The organism is Pseudomonas sp. SORGH_AS_0199, from assembly GCF_031453735.1.
Classification (GTDB): Bacteria; Pseudomonadota; Gammaproteobacteria; order Pseudomonadales; family Pseudomonadaceae; genus Chryseomonas; species Chryseomonas aestiva.
The window spans coordinates 1,823,868-1,843,319 of the sequence record NZ_JAVJAE010000001.1 but is presented as its reverse complement, the minus strand read 5'-3'; the positions used below and the strand labels follow the sequence as shown (position 1 = coordinate 1,843,319).

Annotated in this window: 14 protein-coding genes; 8 read left to right on the top strand and 6 right to left on the bottom strand. The window is 67.0% G+C overall.

Going from position 1 to position 19,452, the window contains the following annotated elements; all coding sequences use genetic code 11:
• The first annotated feature begins 20 nt into the window (after positions 1-20).
• Genes QE444_RS08655 through QE444_RS08640 form a run of 4 tightly spaced genes read left to right on the top strand, consistent with a single transcriptional unit; the run spans position 21 to position 2,956 of the window.
• On the top strand, positions 21-1,247 hold the full coding sequence (locus tag QE444_RS08655; protein ID WP_285387485.1) for a SpoIIE family protein phosphatase: 1,227 nt from the start codon (positions 21-23) through the stop codon (positions 1,245-1,247).
• A 5-nt stretch (positions 1,248-1,252) separates the two neighbouring features.
• Complete coding sequence (locus QE444_RS08650; protein WP_187978635.1) at positions 1,253-1,816, top strand: SiaB family protein kinase; 564 nt, start codon at positions 1,253-1,255, stop codon at positions 1,814-1,816.
• Positions 1,817-1,835: 19 nt separating this feature from the next.
• On the top strand, positions 1,836-2,225 hold the full coding sequence (locus QE444_RS08645) for a DUF1987 domain-containing protein (protein WP_208694355.1): 390 nt from the start codon (positions 1,836-1,838) through the stop codon (positions 2,223-2,225).
• Positions 2,222-2,956, top strand: a complete 735-nt coding sequence (locus tag QE444_RS08640) for a GGDEF domain-containing protein (protein WP_280310448.1) — start codon at positions 2,222-2,224, stop codon at positions 2,954-2,956. Before QE444_RS08645 ends, QE444_RS08640 begins: the two co-directional genes overlap by 4 nt.
• A 91-nt stretch (positions 2,957-3,047) precedes the next feature.
• Here QE444_RS08640 and QE444_RS08635 read toward each other — a convergent pair whose 3' ends face one another.
• Positions 3,048-4,682: a glucan biosynthesis protein D gene (locus QE444_RS08635; protein ID WP_280310446.1), complete on the bottom strand. Its 1,635-nt coding sequence runs from the start codon at positions 4,680-4,682 to the stop codon at positions 3,048-3,050.
• A 229-nt stretch (positions 4,683-4,911) separates the two neighbouring features.
• On the opposite strand from QE444_RS08635, the gene QE444_RS08630 reads away from it, so the two are divergent.
• Positions 4,912-5,295, top strand: a complete 384-nt coding sequence (locus QE444_RS08630) for a glyoxalase superfamily protein (RefSeq protein ID WP_133859922.1) — start codon at positions 4,912-4,914, stop codon at positions 5,293-5,295.
• Positions 5,296-5,612: 317 nt separating this feature from the next.
• Here QE444_RS08630 and QE444_RS08625 read toward each other — a convergent pair whose 3' ends face one another.
• Together QE444_RS08625 and QE444_RS08620 are read right to left on the bottom strand one after the other, a co-directional pair.
• Positions 5,613-7,886, bottom strand: coding sequence for an ATP-dependent DNA helicase (locus QE444_RS08625; RefSeq protein WP_309737892.1), 2,274 nt, complete (start codon positions 7,884-7,886; stop codon positions 5,613-5,615).
• The gene (locus tag QE444_RS08620) at positions 7,883-9,544 is read right to left on the bottom strand and encodes a VRR-NUC domain-containing protein (protein ID WP_309737890.1); all 1,662 of its coding nucleotides are present in this window, start codon (positions 9,542-9,544) and stop codon (positions 7,883-7,885) included. Before QE444_RS08620 ends, QE444_RS08625 begins: the two co-directional genes overlap by 4 nt.
• A gap of 182 nt (positions 9,545-9,726) precedes the next feature.
• Here QE444_RS08620 and QE444_RS08615 point away from each other — a divergent pair, with 182 nt between their 5' ends.
• The 3 genes from QE444_RS08615 to QE444_RS08605 all read left to right on the top strand — a co-directional run bounded on the left by QE444_RS08615 (position 9,727) and on the right by QE444_RS08605 (position 14,826).
• Positions 9,727-11,004: a glucarate dehydratase family protein gene (locus QE444_RS08615; RefSeq protein ID WP_273862688.1), complete on the top strand. Its 1,278-nt coding sequence runs from the start codon at positions 9,727-9,729 to the stop codon at positions 11,002-11,004.
• Positions 11,005-11,151: 147 nt separating this feature from the next.
• Complete coding sequence (bglX, locus tag QE444_RS08610) at positions 11,152-13,431, top strand: beta-glucosidase BglX (protein WP_187978629.1); 2,280 nt, start codon at positions 11,152-11,154, stop codon at positions 13,429-13,431.
• Positions 13,432-13,887: 456 nt separating this feature from the next.
• Complete coding sequence (locus QE444_RS08605; RefSeq protein ID WP_273862689.1) at positions 13,888-14,826, top strand: LysR family transcriptional regulator; 939 nt, start codon at positions 13,888-13,890, stop codon at positions 14,824-14,826.
• Positions 14,827-14,844: 18 nt separating this feature from the next.
• Here the strand turns inward: QE444_RS08605 and dld are convergent, their stop codons facing one another.
• The 3 genes from dld to QE444_RS08590 form a co-directional block, all read right to left on the bottom strand.
• Entirely contained in the window at positions 14,845-16,614 is a 1,770-nt protein-coding gene (gene dld, locus QE444_RS08600; RefSeq protein ID WP_187978627.1) for a D-lactate dehydrogenase, read from the bottom strand.
• An 80-nt stretch (positions 16,615-16,694) separates the two neighbouring features.
• Positions 16,695-18,038 carry an MFS transporter gene (locus QE444_RS08595; RefSeq protein ID WP_280310433.1) on the bottom strand — a complete coding sequence of 448 codons (1,344 nt, stop codon included), beginning with the start codon at positions 18,036-18,038 and terminating at the stop codon, positions 16,695-16,697.
• A 160-nt stretch (positions 18,039-18,198) separates the two neighbouring features.
• Positions 18,199-19,335, bottom strand: a complete 1,137-nt coding sequence (locus QE444_RS08590; protein ID WP_133859930.1) for an iron-containing alcohol dehydrogenase — start codon at positions 19,333-19,335, stop codon at positions 18,199-18,201.
• Between the last annotated feature and the right edge of the window lie 117 nt (positions 19,336-19,452).

Below are 19,452 nucleotides of genomic sequence, written 5' to 3'. Positions count from 1 at the left end.
CCGAGAACGGATTCGTATCGATGTCGTCCGCTCCCCTGTCCTCCTCGCGTACCTCCTCCCGTCCCAGCCAGGGCTGCGCCCTCGACCTCTGCACCCAGTGGCCCGCGGTCGAGGCCGAGCACACCAACGCCATGGTCATGGACCTGTTCAACGCACGCCGCGAGATCACCAGTCTCGCGGTGATCGAGCACGACCGTCCGATCGGGCTGATCAACCGCGACATCTTTCTCTCGCAGATGAGCAAGCCGTATCACCGCGAAGTCTACGATCGCAAGAGCTGCATCGCCTTCATGGACAAGGAGCCGCTGGTGGTGGACGCCGCCCTGTCCATCGAGGAGCTGACCCGGCGCACCGTCGAGGTGGGCGAAAAGGCCCTGGCCGACGGCTTCATCGTCACCCGCGAGGGTCGCTTCGTCGGACTCGGCCTGGGTGTGCAGCTGATGCGCATGGTCGCGGACCTGCAGGCCGAGAAGAATCGCCAGATCATGCACAGCATCGAGTATGCCAGCGTCATTCAGCGCGCCATGCTGCGCAGCTCGCGCGAGGCCCTGGCGGTGATGGAGCAGGACGCCACCCTGGTCTGGCAGCCGCGCGACGTGGTCGGCGGCGACTTCTATCACTTCGCCCAGCACGAGGACGGCTGGTTCGGCGCCATCGCCGACTGCACCGGCCACGGCGTGCCCGGCGCCTTCATGACCCTGATCGCCTCGGCGTCCCTGACCCAGGCCCTGCAACAGCTGGGACCGCGCGATCCCTCGGCGCTGCTGGCGGCGATCAACGGCAGCGTCAAGGCGATGCTGGGACAGTCCGGCGGCATCTCCGAATCCAACGACGGCCTGGACCTGGCCTGTTTCTGGGTGGATAGACACAGCCACAGCCTGACCTACGCCGGCGCCCGCATGCCCCTCCACCTCCTGGCACCCGACGCCGCGGAGGTCCTGACCCTGGCGCCACTGCGTCTGGGCATCGGCTACGCCGACAGCCCGCTCGACCAGTGCTGGCCGGCCACCACCCTGCCGCTGCAACCGGGCAGCCTGCTGTTCGCCACCACCGACGGCCTGATCGACCAGATCGGCGGTCCGCGGCGCACCTCCTTCGGCAAACGCCGCGCCCTGGCCCGGCTGAGCGAGTCGCGCACGGCGCCCACCGCGGCCTTCTGTGCACAGCTCAGCGCGGACCTCGCCCGCTGGCAGGGCGACGAACTGCGTCGCGATGACCTCACCTTTCTCTGCATCCGCGTGGCCTGACCGACATGACCGCTTCCTTTCCCACGAACGGCGCCTTTCTCGAAATTGCCCAGCAGCAGCACGTGATCTTCTATCACCGCGGCTATTTCTCCCATGGCATCGTCGCCGCCATGGCCGAGGTGGTGAAGCTGCAACTGGAATTCGAAGGGATCAGCAGCGCCACCCGGCGCAAGCTGTTCTCCTCGTTCATCGAATTGTCACAGAACGTCCTGCACTATTCCGCCGATGCCCTGCCCCCGGACGCCCTGGCGGACGCCAAGCTGGGTCAGGGTTCGGTCTGTATCACCCGCCAGGACGGCAACTACCAGATGCTCTGTGCCAACCCCATCGTCAGCGACAAGGTCGACGCCCTGCGCGCACGGCTCGAGCCGCTGTGCAGCATGTCCCTGGAGCAGATCAAGCAGGCCTATCGCGAATCCCTGCGCGCCGAGACCCCGGCCGACAGCAAGGGCGCCGGCCTCGGCTTCCTGACCATGGCGCGCGATGCCAGCGCACCCCTGGAATTCGCCTTCCATCCCTCCACGCAGACGCCGGGCACCACCCTGTTCTGCCTGAAAGCCATCATCTGACATGGGACTCCGACCTCGTATGGACACCGTGTTCATCGCGCCCACCGCCACCTCTCCGGAAGTGGACTTCCGTTTCGCCGAGGACGAGCTCTGGCTCAAGGGCGAATCCTTTCCGGAAAACGCCGCGGCCTTCTACCTGCCGGTGATCGAGTCGCTGCGGGCCTATCTCGACCAGCGCCAGGACGCCAGCATCCGGGTGCACGTAGCCCTGGCCTACTTCAACAGCTCCAGCACCAAGATGCTGTTCACCCTGTTCGATGCTCTGGACCAGGCGGCCCAGGCCGGCAACCAGGTGGAGCTGCACTGGTACTACGATGCCGAGGACGAGACCATCCAGGAATTCGGCGAAGAGCTGCGACTGGACTTCCAGGCGCTGACGTTCGTCGAGCATCCCGAGCTGCCGGCATGACCGCCAGCGTCAGGCGCTGCAGCCCGGTCGAAGCGGGTCCCGACCTGTTCGAACAGGAAGCCGGGGTGTTGCAGGCGGCGCGCGCCCTCTATGTGGCCGACGACGCCGATGCCGAACGCTACCGCGCCGCCCTGGGCGACCTGACACTGCATTTCGAACGCCTGATGCGCGAGACCCGCCGGCTGATCGCCCGCAGCGATCGCGCCGAACGCGAGATGAACGCCCTCAACCAGCAGTTGCAGACCCTCAGCCAGCAGCTGGAATACCGCGCCACCCACGACGCCCTCACCGGGATGCTCAATCGCGGCGCGGTGATCGACCAGGCCGGCCAGGCGCTGCGACAGCGGGGCGGTGCCATGATCGTGCTGGACATCGATCACTTCAAACGCATCAACGACGACTTCGGCCATCCCGCCGGCGATCGAGTGATCCAGGCCATCGCCCGCTGCCTGCAGGAGCTGGTCCAGGCGCCGGCCATCGTCGGTCGGGTGGGCGGCGAGGAATTCACCGTGCTGCTGCCGACCCTGGTACGGGACGAGGCCCTGGCCATGACCGAATGCCTGCGCCTGCGCATCGCCCGGGAGGCGACCGGCACGGCGCCGGTGACGGCCAGCTTCGGCCTCAGCATCAACCAGCCGGGCACCGACTTCGAGCTCGCCTACGGCCTGGCCGATGCGGCCCTCTACCGGGCCAAGCGTGCAGGGCGCAACCAGGTGGTGCTGGCCGACTGATCACCGCGACCTGTCAGGCTCTGCGCCCTTGCTCCGGGCATAAAAAAGCCGCTGTGCCGGAGAGGCACAGCGGCTTTTTCCCAGCCGTCGCTTAGGACTGCTTCCAGTCCGGATAACGGCGCTGGTCGGCGGCCGGCGGGAAGTACTGGTACAGCCAGGTTTCGCTCAGGGCGCGGTCCTGGGTGCGGATGAAGGCGCGCATCTGCACCGGATCGGCGTTGTCGCTGGTGGGGTACCAGTCGAAGATCACCCGGTAGCCGCCGATCTCGTCGATCTTGAGCACGTGGAAATCCTGCACCTTGCCGTCGGTGACGGTCACCACCGGCTCGATGCCGGTACCCTCGGGCAGGAACGACAGACCGCCGCCGTTGAAATCGATGGCGAAGCGCCGTGCCCAGACCTTGGGCCAGTGCTCACCGGGCGCCCAGCCCTCGGGGAAGCCGCCGATCCCGGAACGGGTGGCATTGACCCGCGCCAGCGGCGTGCTCACCGGCGGCAGCGCACTCCAGTGCAGCTTGTAGCCATAGTGCAGCGACTTGCCGGCGGTGATGGTCTCGGCCGGCGCCCAGAAGGCCACGATGTTGTCCAGGGTCTCGCCGGTGGTGGGGATCTCCAGCAGCTGGATGGCACCCTCGCCCCAGGCGGAGGTGGGCTCGACCCACAGACTCGGCCGGCGATCGTAGCGGACCATGACGTCCTGGTAGCTCTCGAATTCGTGATCGGTCTGCACCAGGCCGAAGCCTTTGGGACTGTCGTCCTTGAAGGCGTTGAACTGCAGCTTGGGCGGATTGTTCAACGGGCGGCAGATCCACTCGCCGTTGCCCTTCCACATGGCCAGGCGGTCGGAGTCGTGGATCTGCGGATGGTAGGTATTGCAGGTCTGGCGCTCGTGAGTGCCGCAGCCGAACATGCTGGTCATAGGCGCGATGCCCAGTTGCTTGATGTCGCGGCGGGCGTTGACGTTGGCGTCCACGTCCATCACCACCCGGTCGTTCAGGCAGTCGATGTCGAAGCGATAGGCCCCGGTGGCGCTGGGCGAATCCAGCAGCGCATAGACCACGAAACGGGTGCTGTTCTTGTTCGGGGTGACGAACCAGAACTTGGTGAAGTCGGGGAATTCCTCGGGCCGATCGGCATAGGTGTCGATGGCCAGGCCGCGGGCCGAGAGGCCGTACTGGCGGGTCTTGTCCACGGCGCGGAAGTAGCTGGCGCCGAGAAAGGAGACGATGTCGTACTGGGCCAGGTGCGGCGCCTTGAACAGCTTGAAGCCGGCAAAGCCCAGGTCGCCCTTGAGCTGGCTCTTGTCGACGCCGCTGTCGTTGTAGTTGAACAACTCGGGGCGGAAGTGGACTTCCTTGGCCTCATTGGTCTTGGGGTCCACCGAATACATCCGTACCGGCGTCTTGAAGCCCATGCCGACGTGGAAGAACTGTATGTCCAGCTGGCCCTTGAGGTCGTGCCAGAGCGAATGCTGGGCATCGTAGCCGATGGCATTGAACTGCTGGGGCGTCATGTTCGCCAGGGTGTCGGGCAGTTTCTGGGCGGTGGGCTGGTAGGCCTGGCCGGCCAGCTCCTTGGCGTGCTGCTTGAGCCAGTCGAAATCGAAGGCCTGCCCATCGCCATTGGCCGGATTGGCAAAGGCCTGGAGGGCGAACAGCCCGGTGGAGGGAATGCCGGTGTAGGCCGCCAGGGCCAGGGACGCTTTGAGCAGGTGTCTACGCTGCATGGATCAACCTTGGTCACAAAGGATGAAAGATTCGGTCCAGCCGAACCGCCAGAAAGGAAAAGAATGCACGATACCCGGATAGGTTCGCCATCGCACCGGTGAACTGCCGCCTAGCGCACGCTCTGGCCTGCCAGAGCGGTTACCAAAGCTTTCCGGATCACACTTCGGGTTGCCGGACGCGGTGGAATGGGCATCATCGACATTCCTCTCGCGCCCCTGGAGACCGCTCATGGCCAATGCCGCCATCACCTTCGGGCAACCCAGCCCCATCCTGCGCATCTTCGATGACGAAAAGGCGCGTGAATTCTACTGCCACTTCCTGGGTTTCCGCCTGGTCTGGGAGCATCGCTTCGAGCCGGGATTGCCGCTCTACGCCGAAGTCGAGCGCGCCGGCCTGCGCCTGCACCTGTCCGGTCACCACGGCGACGCCTGCCCGGGCTCGACGGTCTTCGTCCGAATGACCGGCATCCGCGCCTTCCAGGCCGAGTTGCTGGCCAGGAACTATGGCTTCGCCCGCCCGGGCATCGAGGCCTTGCCCTGGGGCCTGGTGATGGAGATCGCCGATCCCTTTGGCAACAGATTGAGGTTTTGCGAGGAGACGCCGGAGGCCTAAGCGACGGCTGTACGGTGATCGCGGCCATGGGCCGCTCCTACAGGCTCGATGATGGAGATGACCGCCTGCGTGGATGGCTCCCTTTCCCCTCGGGAGAGGGTTGGGGTGGGGGCGCCCTCGCCACGAAGTCCCCAGTGGAAAAGGCTGCGCCGTTTTCCACGCTACGGCTCTACAACTGGTGCACCCCTATAACGGCTAAGGCAGTTGCTCCTACAGGCTCGATGTAATCGTAGGAGCGGCCCATGGCCGCGATCAACAAAACACCGGAGTGCCATAGGATCAGTTGCATCGGCGGGCGGCCATGACCACGGTAGCCTTCAAGCGGGCGCAGGTTCGCCCGTGGGCACCGCGCCCTCCTCCACCTGCCACCAGGTCGGCAGCAGCGCCCTGACCTCGGGCTGGGTGAATCGGTCATCAATGAGGTAGAGGCAGCCGCGGTCCTGCACGGTGCGGATCACCCGGCCGGCGGCCTGGATGACCTTTTGCAGGCCCGGATAGAAGTAGGCGTAGCGATAGCCGTCGCCGAAGCGCCGCTGCAGGCGCTGGCGCAGCTGTTCGTTGACCGGATTGAGCTGGGGCAGGCCCAGGGTGGCGACGAAGGCGCCGATCAGGCGGTCGCCGGGCAGGTCGATACCCTCGCCAAAGCTGCCGCCGAGCACGGCGAAGCCGATGCCGCGGCCGTCGGCCTGGAAACGCTCGAGAAAGGCCTGGCGGGCGGCCTCGTCCATGCCGCGGGACTGGCGCCACTGGGGCACGTCGGGCGCCAGTTCGGCGAGGGCCTCGGCCACCTGGTCGAGGTAGTCGAAGCTGCTGAAGAAGGCCAGGTAGTTGCCCGGTCGCTGGCGATAGCGACTGGCGATCAGGGCGGCGATGGGTGCGCGGGAGGCGGCGCGGTCGGCGTAGCGGGTGGAGAGCCGCACCAGGCGCACCTCCAGCTGCTCGGCGGCGAAGGGCGAGGCGACATCGACCCAGGCACTGCCGGCCGGGACCCCGAGCAGGTCGCGGTGAAAATGCTGGGGAATCAGGGTGGCCGAGAACAGGGTGCAGCTGTGCGCCGCCGCCAGCCGCGGACCGACGAAGGGCGCCGGCACCAGGTTGCGCAGATTGAGTTGCGACTGCGCCTTGCCGCGGCCCTTGAGCAGGGTGACGTCGAACAGCGAGTGATCGCCAAAGGTCTCGCCCAGGCGCATGAACTGCAGCAGGTCGAAGAACAGCGTCTGCAGCTCCGGCGCCGGTGGCTGCCCGGATTCGCCGAAATGCTCGGTGAGCAGACCCACCACCCGTTGCAGGGCGGTCAGGAAGGCAGCGGGCAATTCCGCCTGCACCTGGTAGTCGACCTGCTGTTCCTTGTGCAGGCGATTCCATTCGCGATTGAGCGTCTGCAGGCCCTTGGCGATGGCCGGCGGCGCCACCGCCTTGCCCGCCGCCAGGCGACGCTGGTCGAGACTGGCGCTGTACATGCCACGGGCGCGGTCGAGCAGGTTGTGGGCTTCGTCCACCAGCACCCCGACCCGCCACTCCTGGGTCTGGGCCAGGGCATGAAGCATGGCGCTGCCGTCGAAGTAGTAGTTGTAGTCGCCCACCACCACGTCGCTCCAGCGCGCCAGTTCCTGGGCCAGGTAGTAGGGGCAGACCTCATGGGCCAGGGCCGTCTCCCGCACCCGTGCCCGGGTCAGTTGCGTGGGCACGGCCAGGGCCGCGGTGCGCGCGGCCGGCAGCCGGTCATAGAAGCCACGAGCCAGCGGACAGGACTCGCCATGGCAGGCCAGCTCCGGGTGCTCGCAGGCCTTGTCCCGCGCCACCAGTTCCAGCACCCGCACCGGCGCGGCGAGGGATTCGAGGCCATGCAGCGCCAGAGCGCGGCCGGGGGTCTTGGCGGCCAGGAAGAACAGCCGGTCCAGGTTCTGCCGCGGCATGGCCTTGAGCAGCGGGAACAGGGTGCCCATCGTCTTGCCGATGCCGGTGGGCGCCTGGGCCAGCAGGCAGCAGCCGACGCTGGCGGCCTTGTAGACGGCCTCCGCCAGGGGCCGCTGGCCGTGGCGAAAGTCGGGATGGGGAAAGGCCAGGGTCGCCAGCGCCGTGTCGCGCGCGGCGCGATGGGCCAGTTCCTGGCGCGCCCAGGCGAGAAAGCGCGAACACTGCAGCTCGAAATGCGCAGCCAGATCCGCGGCCGTCCACTGCTCGGTGAAGACGGTCTCGGCGCCCGTGCCGATATCGAAATAGACCAGCGCCAGGGTCAGCTCCGCCAGCGCGCGGCTCTGGCAGAGCAGATGCCCATAGACCTTGGCCTGGGCCCAGTGCAGGTGGCGATGGTTGCCCGGCTGGCGTTCCAGGCTGCCCCTGTGGGTCTTGATCTCCTCCAGGCGATTGGCAGCGGCATCGAAGCCGTCGGCGCGACCACGCACCTGCAGATCCTCGAAATCGCCCTGCAGGCTGACCTCGCACTCATAGCCGGGACCGCGCCGCGCCGCCACCCGCTGGTGGCCTTCGATGCCTTCCAGGGCGGTGGGCGACGGGGTGAACCTGAGATCCAGGTCGCCGGCCTTGGCGGTGAATTCGCAGAGGGCGCGAACGGCGATGCGATAGCTCATGCGGAGGTCGCGGCCACCTGCCACTGCACGTGGCAGACGCTGACCGGGATGTCATGGGCGGCGAAGAAGTCCAGCCAGCGGCGCTGGTTGTCCTGCAGGCGGTCGCCGGGGCCCTTGACCTCGATCATCCGGTAGCGGCCGTCCGCCGGCCAGAACTGGATCAGGTCGGGCAAGCCGGTGCGATTGTTTTCCGGATCTTCCAGCAGCCGCTCGAAGCACAGCCGCAAATGACGCGCCGGCAGGCAGGCCAGGGCCTGGTCGAGCAAGTCGCTGCTCAAGATGCCCCAGGCGACGAAGGGCGAGGCCAGGCCGCGCTTGCTGGCGAAGCGTTCGCGGATCACCGCTGGATAGGAGCCGTCGTCCAGCCGCGCCAGGCAGGCGGCGAAGGCCTCGGCCCGTCGCTCGCGAAAGCCCGGCAGGCGCAGGTCGGCGGGCTCGCGCTGATAGGGGTGGAAGAAGGCGCCGGGGATGGCGAGGAAGATGGCGTCCCAGCACAGCAGCCCGAACAGGCTGGTGAGCAGGGTGTTTTCCACATAGTGCACCGGCGCCTCGTCGCGGCCCAGGTGCTCGCGCACCAGCCACTCGACCCGGCGCAGGCCGTCGTTGACCAGTTCGAAATCGAGCCGCTCCACCGGACTGGCCGGGCGGCGCCTGTTGGGCGGCCCACCCTGCTTGCGCACCAGCCGCGGCAGGATGCGCGCCACCTGCTGGCGTTCGGCGTCATGGGCCGGCGCGGCGACGATGGCTTCCGCCAGTGCCTGGGCGGCCGACCAGTCCTCCAGCCGTTCGAGCATGCGCAGGGCGCGGATGCGCGATTCGGGATGCGCCGAGGCGGCGTAGAGCGCCTGCGCCTGGGCCAGTTCGCCGAGGCGTTCGTGGTGCTGCGCCAGTTCGTGGAGCAGCTTGCCGCGGCGCAACTCCAGCCAGGTGTTGGCGAAGCGCCCGGCGGGCAGCAACGGCAGCAGCTCGGCGGCCGGCAGCCCGTCGCGCAGCGCCTGCCGGCAGCGCTGGATGTGCAGATAGGCATCCACCTCCTGGCGCTGACCGAAGGCGCGGGATTCGGCGCTGAAGGCCACCGTCTCGTATTGGAAGATCCCCAGGTCGGCCAGCACGAAGTCGGTCCAGTCCTGGTGCAGGTTGCCAAAGAACAGCAGACGCAGGCGATCGCAGAGATCCATCAGCGTCAGCCGCCAGACGCCCTCCTCCACCAGCTCGGGCACGGTGCCGGCCCAGCCGCTGAAGGCCAGGGGCGTGGCCTGTTCGGCTTCCAGGCGCGCCAGCCAGTCTTCCTTGCGGCCGGCCTTGGGCAGGCGGGCGCCGAAACAGCCGAGCAGTTCTTCCTTGCGCAGCAGGGCGAAGAGTTCGATCAGGTGCAATTCCGGATCGGCCAGCAGCCAGCCGAGACCCACCAGGGGGGTCGCCGCGGCGCGGGGGCAGCCGATCTCGCCATAGACCAGCTTGCTGGCGCGGAACACCTCGCCCTTGCGCATCACCAGGCGCACCAGCAGGGCCCGCGAAGGCTGCGGCAGGTCGGCGAAGGCGGCGATGAAGGCCTGCTCGCGGTCGTCGAGCAGGTCGGGATAGCGCAGGGCGACCCAGTCCAGTACCCGCTGGAAGTTGTGCAGATAGTAGAAGGGATCTTCGAGCGGAGCTTTCATGCGAAACGGACGAATGAGGTGGCGGCTGGCTATTTATCCAGCCCCGCCCGGAGCGGGCAACCCCGATGCGATATGCGGTCATGCCATCAGGATCTTGGCACTTCTTTCGGTTGAAGATCCCGACCGCTAGTCATACGATGACTGACAAAGACCACCACAATGACAAGTCCAGGAGTCTGAGCGTGAAGATCAAACGGATCACCGTCACCCCCATCGCCTTTCGCGATGCCCCGCTGCTCAACGCCAGCGGCATCCATGAACCCTATGCGCTGAGATCCATCATCGAGGTAGAAGGCGACAACGGCCACATCGGTCTCGGCGAGAGCTATGGCGACGCCCCGGTGCTGGCGGTACTCAAGGCCATGGAAAGCAGCCTGGTCGGGCTCTCCGCCTGGGACCTCAATGGTCTGCGTGCGCGGGTGGTGACGACCGTCGCCAGCCTCGCCAGTGGCGTGGTGGCCGGTGCCGAGCTGGCACCCGGCTCCCATCCGAGCAAGCAGGCGGCCAACGCCTATTCCGCCTTCGAAGTAGCCTTCCTCGATCTGCAGGCACGCTCCCTGGGCATTCCTCTGGTCGAGCTGCTAGGCGGTGCGGTGCGCCGCGAGGTGCCCTTCAGCGCCTACCTGTTCCTCAAGTACGCCGAGCATATCGATGCGCCCTACAAGCCCGATCGCTGGGGCGAAGCCATCAGCCCCGAGCAGGTGGTGGCCCAGGCGGCGCGGATGATCGAGGAGAACGGCTTCCAGAGCATCAAGCTCAAGGCCGGCACTCTGCTTGGCCCGGATCACGAAGCGGCCTGCATCAAGGCGCTGCGCCAGGCCTTTCCCGAGGCACCGTTGCGTATCGACCCCAACGGCAACTGGTCGCTGGAAACGTCCCTGCGCATCGCCGAGGTGCTGAAGGACGACCTGCAGTACTACGAGGATCCGACCCCGGGCCTCGACGGCATGGCCGAACTGCACCGGCGCACCGGCATCCCCCTGGCCACCAACATGGTGGTCACCGACTTCGACGAATTCCGCCGCAGCGTGGCCCAGAACAGCGTGCAGATCGTGCTCGCCGACCACCACTACTGGGGTGGCCTCAGGGACACCCAGATCCTCGCGCGGATGTGCGACACCTTCGGCCTGGGCGTTTCCATGCACTCCAACTCGCACCTGGGCATCAGCCTCATGGCCATGACCCACGTGGCCGCCGCGGTACCCAACCTGGCCTATGCCTGCGACACCCACTATCCCTGGCAGGAAGAGGACGAAGAGGTCATCCAGGGCGGCAAGCTGCCGATCCGCAATGGCTGCGTGGCAATCAGCGATGCCCCCGGCCTGGGTGTGGAGCTGGATCAGGACCAGCTCGCCAAGTTGCACGAGCAATTCCTCGCCATCGACATCCGCAGCCGCGACGACGTGCGCCAGATGCGCAAGTACCAGCCGGACTGGGAAACCCGCAAGCCGCGTTTCTAGCTCTTCGCCCCCCGCTTCCACGCCCCTGACGACCGGCCTTGCCGCCGGCCGTCAACGGCTCCGCTTCCCGGCGTCGCGGCTGTACAATCCCCTCGGCACAAGGGTGCTCAAGAACAACGAGAAAGTACGCACAGGGAATTGGGGACGATGTTGAACGCACCACGCCTCACCGCACTCATGCTCGGCCTGGGACTGGCGGTCAGCGCCACCCTCGCCCCGGCGCAGAACCAGGATCCGGCGCGCGCCTATGTCGACGCCCTGCTGGCGAAGATGACCCTGGAGGAAAAGATCGGCCAGCTCAACCTGGTGAGCGTCGGGCCGGACTATCCCAAGGAAGCCATCATGGCGGACATCCGCGCCGGCAAGGTGGGCGCCATGTTCAACACTGTGACCCGCCCCGACATCCGCCAGATGCAGGACCAGGTCGTGCACAGCCGGCTGAAGATCCCGCTGTTCTATGCCTATGACGTCATCCACGGCATGCGCACCATCTTCCCCATCAACCTGGGCCTGGCCAGTACCTGGAATCTCGACGCCATCGCCACCAGCGGGCGCATCTCCGCCCTGGAAGCGGCAGCCGATGGCCTCGACCTGACCTTTTCCCCCACCGTCGACGTGACCCGCGAACCGCGCTGGGGCCGTGCCTCGGAAACCTTCGGCGAAGACACCTGGCTGACCTCGCGCATCGGCGCCACCCTGGTGCACGCCTACCAGGGTGACGACCTGCGCGCCCCCGACAGCCTGATGGCCAGCATCAAGCACTTCGGCGGCTATGGCGCCGTGGAAGCCGGACGTGACTACAGCAACGTCGACATGAGTCCGCAGCGGCTCATGCAGGACTACCTGCCACCCTATCGCGCCGCCGCCGAGGCCGGTGCCGGGGCGGTGATGGTGGCCCTGAACAGCATCAATGGCGTGCCGGCCACGGCCAATCGCTGGCTGCTGCAGGACCTCTTGCGCAAGGACTGGAACTACCAGGGTCTGTTGATCAGCGATCACGGCGCCATCAACGAACTGGTGCTGCACGGCGTGGCCAGGGATACCCGCGACGCCGCCGAGCAGGCGCTCAAGGCCGGCGTCGAGCTGAACATGCACGACGACGTCTATGGCAAGCAGCTGCCCGCCCTGCTGGCCGCCGGCAAGGTGACCCAGGCCGAGATCGATCAGGCCGTGCGCGACATGCTGCTGACCAAGTACCGCCTGGGCCTGTTCGACGATCCCTATCGCCGCCTGCAGGGCCAGGATCCGGTCGACACCAACGCCGAATCGCGCCTGCACCGCGCCGAGGCGCGCCAGGTGGCCCGCGAGAGCCTGGTGCTGCTGAAGAACGAAAAGGCCGTGCTGCCGCTGCGCAAGGGCGCCACCCTGGCGGTGGTCGGTCCGCTGGCCGACAGTCCACGCGACGTCATGGGCAACTGGTCCGCCGCCGGCGTGGCCGCCCAGGCCGTCTCCATCCGCCGCGGCCTGGAAAACGCCGTGGCCGGTCAAGGCAAGGTGCTCTATGCCAAGGGCGCCAACCTGCTGGACGACCGCGATGTGCTGGCCTACCTCAACTCCTACGAACCGGCGGTCGCGGTGGATCCGCGCAGTGCCAGCGAGCTGATCGCCGAAGCCGTGGCCACCGCGCGCCAGGCCGAGGTGGTGGTGGCCGTGGTCGGCGAATCCCAGGGCATGGCCCACGAGGCCTCCAGCCGCGCCCGCATCAGCGTGCCCGACACCCAGCGCGAGCTGATCAAGGCGCTCAAGGCCACCGGCAAGCCGCTGGTGCTGGTGCTGATGAACGGCCGCCCGCTGGCGCTGGAATGGGAACAGGAGCAGGCCAGTGCGCTGCTGGAAGCCTGGTTCCCCGGCACCGAGGGCGGCAACGCCGTGGCCGATGTGCTGTTTGGCGACCACAACCCCTCCGGCAAGCTGACCATGACCTTTCCCCGCGAAGTGGGCCAGGTGCCGCTGTACTACAACCACCTGAGCAGCGGTCGCCCCTTCGATGCGGCCAAGCCGAACAAGTACACCTCGCGCTACTTCGACATCGTCAACGGCCCGCTCTACCCCTTCGGTTACGGCCTGAGCTACACCACCTTCGACGTCTCGGCGCCGCAGCTGTCCAGCGCCACCCTGAAGAAGGGCGACACCCTGACTGCCAAGGTCACGGTCAAGAACACCGGCACCCGCGCCGGCGCCACCGTCGTGCAGCTCTACCTGCACGACGTGACCGCCTCCCTGGCGCGACCGGTCAAGGAGCTCAAGGGCTTCCAGAAGGTGATGCTGCAACCGGGCGAAAGCCGCGAGCTGGACTTCCCCATCACCGAGGCGGACCTGCGCTTCTACAACAACGACCTCAAGCTGGTCTCGGAACCGGGCGAATTCAAGGTGATGGTCGGCCTGGATTCGGAGCGGGTGCGCGAGGGGAGTTTTACACTGCTCTAATGGGGATCATCCCTCACCCCGACCCTCTCCCAGAGGGAGAGGGGGTAGAAGCCGGCATCCTGCTGATACCGCCCCGCCTCCCTTACGCCCTCACCCCAACCCTCTCCCAAAGGGAGAGGGGTAGAAGCGTGCCCCCTGATACCGTCCTGCCTCCCTGCGCGCCTTGAACGCTAACCTCTCCCTTCGGGAGGGTAAAAGCGTGCCTCTCAGTGCCGCTGCCTCCCTTCGCGCCTTTGCCGCCCCCTCTCCCTCCGGGAGAGGGTTGGGGTGAGGGACCGGATGCGCGCCTTGACGCCGGTCCGTTGGGCTTCGCTGGCGCTCAACCCAACCTACACAGCCCCGTAGGTTGGGTTGAGGCGGTTCTATCGCCGAAGCCCAACGAATCGAGCCAGACCTCGTACCCGCTGTTTATTGTTGAGGATGTGATCGCAGCCACTGCGGTATAACGTTCAGTCAATGAAGAATCTCGCCAGCCTCAACACCATCATGTCGCGCCTGCACGCCAAGCAGCTGCGCCTGCTCATCGCCCTGGCGGAAAAGGGTTCACTGCTCAACGCCGCGGAAGGCCTGGGGCTCACGCAGCCAGGCGCCAGCAAGGCGCTCAAGGAGCTGGAGTCCACCCTGGGAGTGGAATTGTTCTTGCGCACCAACCGCGGCCTGCTGCCGACCCCGGCGGGCACCTGCGCCATTCGCTTCGCCCGCCTGATCCAGGCCGACCTGGACAATCTGCGCCATGAGCTGCACGCCATCGCCAGCGGCTCGGGCGGCAAGCTGGCCATCGGCACCATAATGGGCGCCGTGCCCCTGCTCACCCATGCCATCTCGCGGCTGCTGGAATTGCAGCCGCGGCTGTCCATCGAGGTGGTGGAGGACACCAGCACGACCCTGCTCGGTCTGATCGACCAGGGACGGCTGGACGCGGCCATCTGTCGCCTGTCGGTGAGCGAGCGGCCGGAAAGCTACGATACCCTGGTCATCAAGGACGAGTCCCTCGCGGTCATCGCCCACGCCTCCCATCCGGCCGCCCGGCGCGAACGGGTCGAGCTGCAGGATCTTTCCGACAGTCGCTGGGTGGTCTATCGGGCCAACATGCCCATGAGGCGCACCCTGGAACACGAGTTCTTCGAGGCGCAGCTACCCTTTCCCCTGCACCTGATCGAGACCACCTCGGCGCTGACCACCCTGTCACTGTTGAGCCGCGATCCGCGGCTGGTGGCGCTGGTCTCGGTCGAGGTGGCGGACTATGTCTGCCAGCATGGCCTGGTCAGTCGCCTGCCGCTGCAGCTCAGGTCCCCTAGCGAACCCTATGAGCTGGTCTCGCGGCGCAGCGCTCAGCAGAATCCGGCGTTCGCGCTGCTGGTGGAATCGCTCTACGCGATCCAGCAGGAAAACTGAGCCGCCCGGCACTCCCGTTCAGGACGTGCGACTCGTCTCCGCAGGCGCCGCTCGGGCCGCCTTCGCCGCCGCGGCGATGGCGTCGCTGGAGTGCTCCGCGCAGCAGTCCTCCTGCCAGCGATGGCGCCGCGTCAGCTGCCCGATGCCGGGATTGAAGGCGTTGGTCGGATCGAGCTGGCGATAGTGCCGCTCCAGTTCCGGCGCCGCGGCGTAGAGGTGGCCGACATTGTGCTCGGCCGGATAGCGGGCGCCGCGGGCATCCAGCAGGTCCAGCAGGCGACGCTTGAGCGCCGCGCAGTCGTGCCCCTTCTTCACCAGGTACTCCTGGTGCAGCACGTGGCAGAAGAAGTGCCCGCAATACATGGTCACCTCAATCTGCTCCGCCAGCTCCGGCGGCAGGGTCTCGAACCAGTCCTGGGTGTTGCGCGGCAGGGCGATATCCAGGGCGAGGATGTCTTCCACGCTGTCCCGGTGCACCGCGCGGTAGCGGTTGATGGCATTGCCGACCGCGAAGCGATTGAGGAAGGCGGCGTTGCCCTCTTCCGCATCGCACTCGATGAAGTCCGCGTCCGCGCTGGGCAGCCAGGCCTGCAGATAGGCGCGCGCCTCGTCGATGCCCTCTTCGCCCATCTTGAGCAGCAGGTGATGCTCGAAGCGCTCGGCGAACGCGTTGAGCCGCGCTGGCAGATGCTCGGGCAGCGGCGCGGCGAGGCGTTGCAGGAGTCGGTCGCCGAGCTGGGCGCCCAGGCCCAGGCGTTCGCTCAGGGCATCGAAGCGGGTCTTCCAGGCAAAGGCCTGGGGTACCCGCTGCGCACCGCAACGCTGGATAAACAGGAACAGATCCTTGCCGTAGGTGCGACTGAGCTCATAGGCCGTGCGGTGCATGTACTCGCCGGCAATCGGCAGAGAGGCGAAATTGACCAGGATGTGCCGGCGGATGGCTTCCAGGTCAGCCGCTCGATTGGAACCGATGTAGAACACCCGGGTATTGCGATCGGCGGCAAAGGTATCCAGGCGCAGGGCGAACACGGCGAGCTTGCCCGCCGAGCCCGAGGCCTCGTACAGCCGCCGCGGATCGGCGTTGTAGCGGGCCGGGGTGGCCGAGGTCACGTCGCGGACATGGCGGGCGTATTCGCGATCGGAGGCCATGGCCCCGACCGGGTCCTGCACGGCGCTGTCGTCGAAGCGGCCCTCGTCGAGCCGGGTGAGGATCTCCTCGGGGGTGTCGCCCAGCGCCAGGCCCAGATGGTTGACCAGTTGCAGTTGCCCGGCCTCGTCGATGCGGGCGAACAGCGACAGCTGGGTAAAGGCCGGTCCGCGACGGATCAGCGAGCCGCCGGAATTGTTGCAGACGCCACCGGTGACGGAGGCGCCGATGCAGGTCGAGCCGATCACCGAATGGGGCTCGCGCCCCAGGGGTTTCAGCGTCGTCTCCAACTGGCTCAGGGTCACGCCTGGCTGGGACAGCACCTGCTCGCCCTGGCGCAGCAGGACCAGGCGGGTCAGGCGCAGGGTGTTGATCAGCACCACCGGCCGGTCGTAGCCCTCGGCCACCGGGGTGGAGCCGCCGGTCAGACCGGTGTTGGCCGCCTGACAGATGATGATGGTCCCGGCGCCGTGGCAACGCTGCAGCACCCGCCACATCTCCAGCAGGGTGCCGGGCTGGACCACGGCGAGCACCGCTCCGCCGCCATAGCGGATTCCCAGGCGGAAGCGTCGGGTCGCGGCGTCGCCCTGCAGGACATGGCGCCGCCCGACGATGGTTTGCAACTCGCTGACCAGATCCATGACGTCCTCTTCACTGACAAGGAAAGCGGAAGCGAACGGCGGTCGCTTCCGCTCGAAAACGCGCGGCTATCCCGGCGTGGCTACTCGGCCAGCAGCCCGGTGGTCGACTGACCGGGGCGTCGGGTCACCCACAGCATCAGCGCCGCGCACACCAGCAGGCAACCCCCGAGCAGCATCAGCCCCCCTTGCGCCGAGCCGAACAGGGTGGTCAGCAGGCCCAGCAGATAGGGGCCGGCGAAGCCGCCCAGGTTGCCGAAGGAGTTGATGATGGCGATGCCGGCCGCGGCCGCGGCGCCCTGCAGGAAGGCGCCGGGCAGCCCCCAGAACAGCGCGATGGCGCTCAGGCTGCCACCCACGGCGAAGGCGACCCCCAGGATCATCAGCAGGAGGTGCTGGGGAAAGGCCGCGCAGAGGATCAGGCCGATACCGGCCAGCACCGACATCAGGGCGCCATAGGCGCGCTGGTTACCCGTGCGCTGGGCCTGACGGGTGATCCAGACCATGGTCAGCGCGCCGAACACATAGGGGATGGCGGTGATGAGGCCGATGTCCAGGACCGAGGCCACCCCGGCGTTCCTGATGATGGTCGGCACCCAGAAATTGATGCCGTAGTTGCCGAGCATCAGCAGGACGTAGATGCCGGTCAGCAGCCAGATGATGGGCAGGGCATACAGGCGCTTCAGGGCGATGCGGGGCTTTTCCGCGGCCTCCACAGCGAGGCGCCGGGTGAGCTCGGCCTTTTCCTGCACGTTCAGCCACTTGGCATCCTGGATGCCGTTATCCAGCAGGCAGAGCACCACCACCCCAACCACCACGGCCGGTACGGCCTCGATGACGAACATCCACTGCCAGCCGGCCAGCAGGCTGCTGCCGCCCATGTAGTACATGATGGCGCCGCTGAGCGGACCACCGAAGATGAAGGACACCGGGTTGCCGAGGATGACGATGGCCATCATGCGGCTGTGCAGCGCCGAGGGAAACCAGTAGGTCAGGTAGAGGATGACCCCGGGGAAGAAGCCCGCCTCGCAGACGCCGAGCAGGAACCTCAGGCCGTAGAAGGTCAGCTCATGGCTGATGCCCAGCCACTGGGCGATGGGCCCGGTGAAGGCCATCAGCGACGAGACCAGGCCCCAGGTGATCATGATGCGCGCGATCCACAGCTTGGCGCCGACGCGATGCAGCATCAGGTTGCTGGGGACTTCGAAGATGAAGTAGCCGATGAAGAAGATGCCGGCGCCCAGGCCATAGGCCGCGTCGGACAGGCCGAGGTCGCTGAGCATGGCGAGCTTGGCGAAGCCGACATTGACCCGATCGAGATAGGCGATGATGTAGCCGAGCAGCAGCAGGGGCAACACGCGCCAGGCGACCTTGCGATAGAGCGGATCGAACGGCACCGGGGATGCGCTGGTACTGGGATGGGCCATGATGTTTCGCGTCCTTTAATTGTTGTGATTGTCGCGAGGGTGTTGCAGGGCAGTCGTCGGTCATCCGCAGCCCATTGCCCGCCCGGAACGAGTCGGGGCGCAAGGCAGGACGGCGGACGACGCTGCAGCGGAAGGGCTTTCCGCTACGGACGACAGGGCTTCAGAGCGAGGCCCTGATCAGTTGGGCATAGTCCTCCGCCGAGGCTTCCCGGGGATTGGTCTTGTGGCTGTGATCGGCCAGGGCGCCGCTAACGATGCGCGGGATGAGTCCCGGGTCGACGCCCATCTGCGCCAGTCCCGTCGGCAGCCGCAGGGCTTCGGCCTTGTGCGCCAGCGCCTGCTCCACCGACAGTTGCGCCGGCAGTTGCATGGCCTGCGCCAGGCGTTCGAGTTTCTCGTCGCGGATCACCGATTCCGCGCTCCGGTTGAAGGCCACCACGGCCGGCAGCAGGACCGCGTTGAGGGTGCCATGGTGCAGCCGCGGATCGATGCCACCCAGCGAGTGACTCAGGCTGTGCACGCAGCCCAGCCCCTTCTGGAAGGCCAGCGCCCCCTGCAGCGAGGCGCTGAGCATCTGGGTACGGGCTTCCAGATTGTCCGGTTCGTTGAACGCCAGCTCCAGATGGCGCCAGGCCCGGCGCAGGCCGTCCAGCGCGATGCCCTCGGCCGGCGGATTGAAGCCGGGCGCGAGAAAGGTCTCGATACAGTGGGCCACCGCGTCCATGCCCGTGGCGGCGGTCAGGTGCGGCGGCAGGCTGAGCGTCAGCAGGGGGTCGCAGATGGCCACCCGCGGGATGACATGGGGCGAGAGGATGCCGACCTTGCGGCCATCATCGAGAATGATGATGGCCCCACGTCCCACCTCGCTGCCGGTGCCGGCGGTGGTCGGAATGGCCACGATGGGCACCGTCGCCGCGGTAATGCGCGCCAGGCCGCCCTCGATGACGGCGAACTGTTTCAGCGGTCCCGGATGACGCGCGGACACGGCGATGGCCTTGGCCAGGTCGATGGGCGACCCGCCGCCGACGGCAATGATGCCGTCGCATTCCGCGTCCCGAAAACAGGCGACGCCCTCGCGGGTGGCGGCCTCGGTGGGATTGGCCGGGGTGGCGTCGAACACCTGGTAGGCGGCCAGGGGATTGAGCGCCATCAGCTGCTCGATGAGACCGGCTGCCACCACGCCCCGGTCGGTGACGATCAGCGGTCGCTGGAAGCCCAGCCGCGCGTTGACCTCGGCCAGTTCGGCCGCGCAGCCGGCGCCGAAGCGGATCTCCGTTACATAGTTGATTATCGCCATGACCCGTCCTGTTATTCTTGAAATTGATAGACGGCCCGACTATAGCGAGGCGCTTCCGCGCCAAATACTGAGAGGTAGCGATAGCGGTATAACCGGCAGGCAACCCAGCGTATTCGG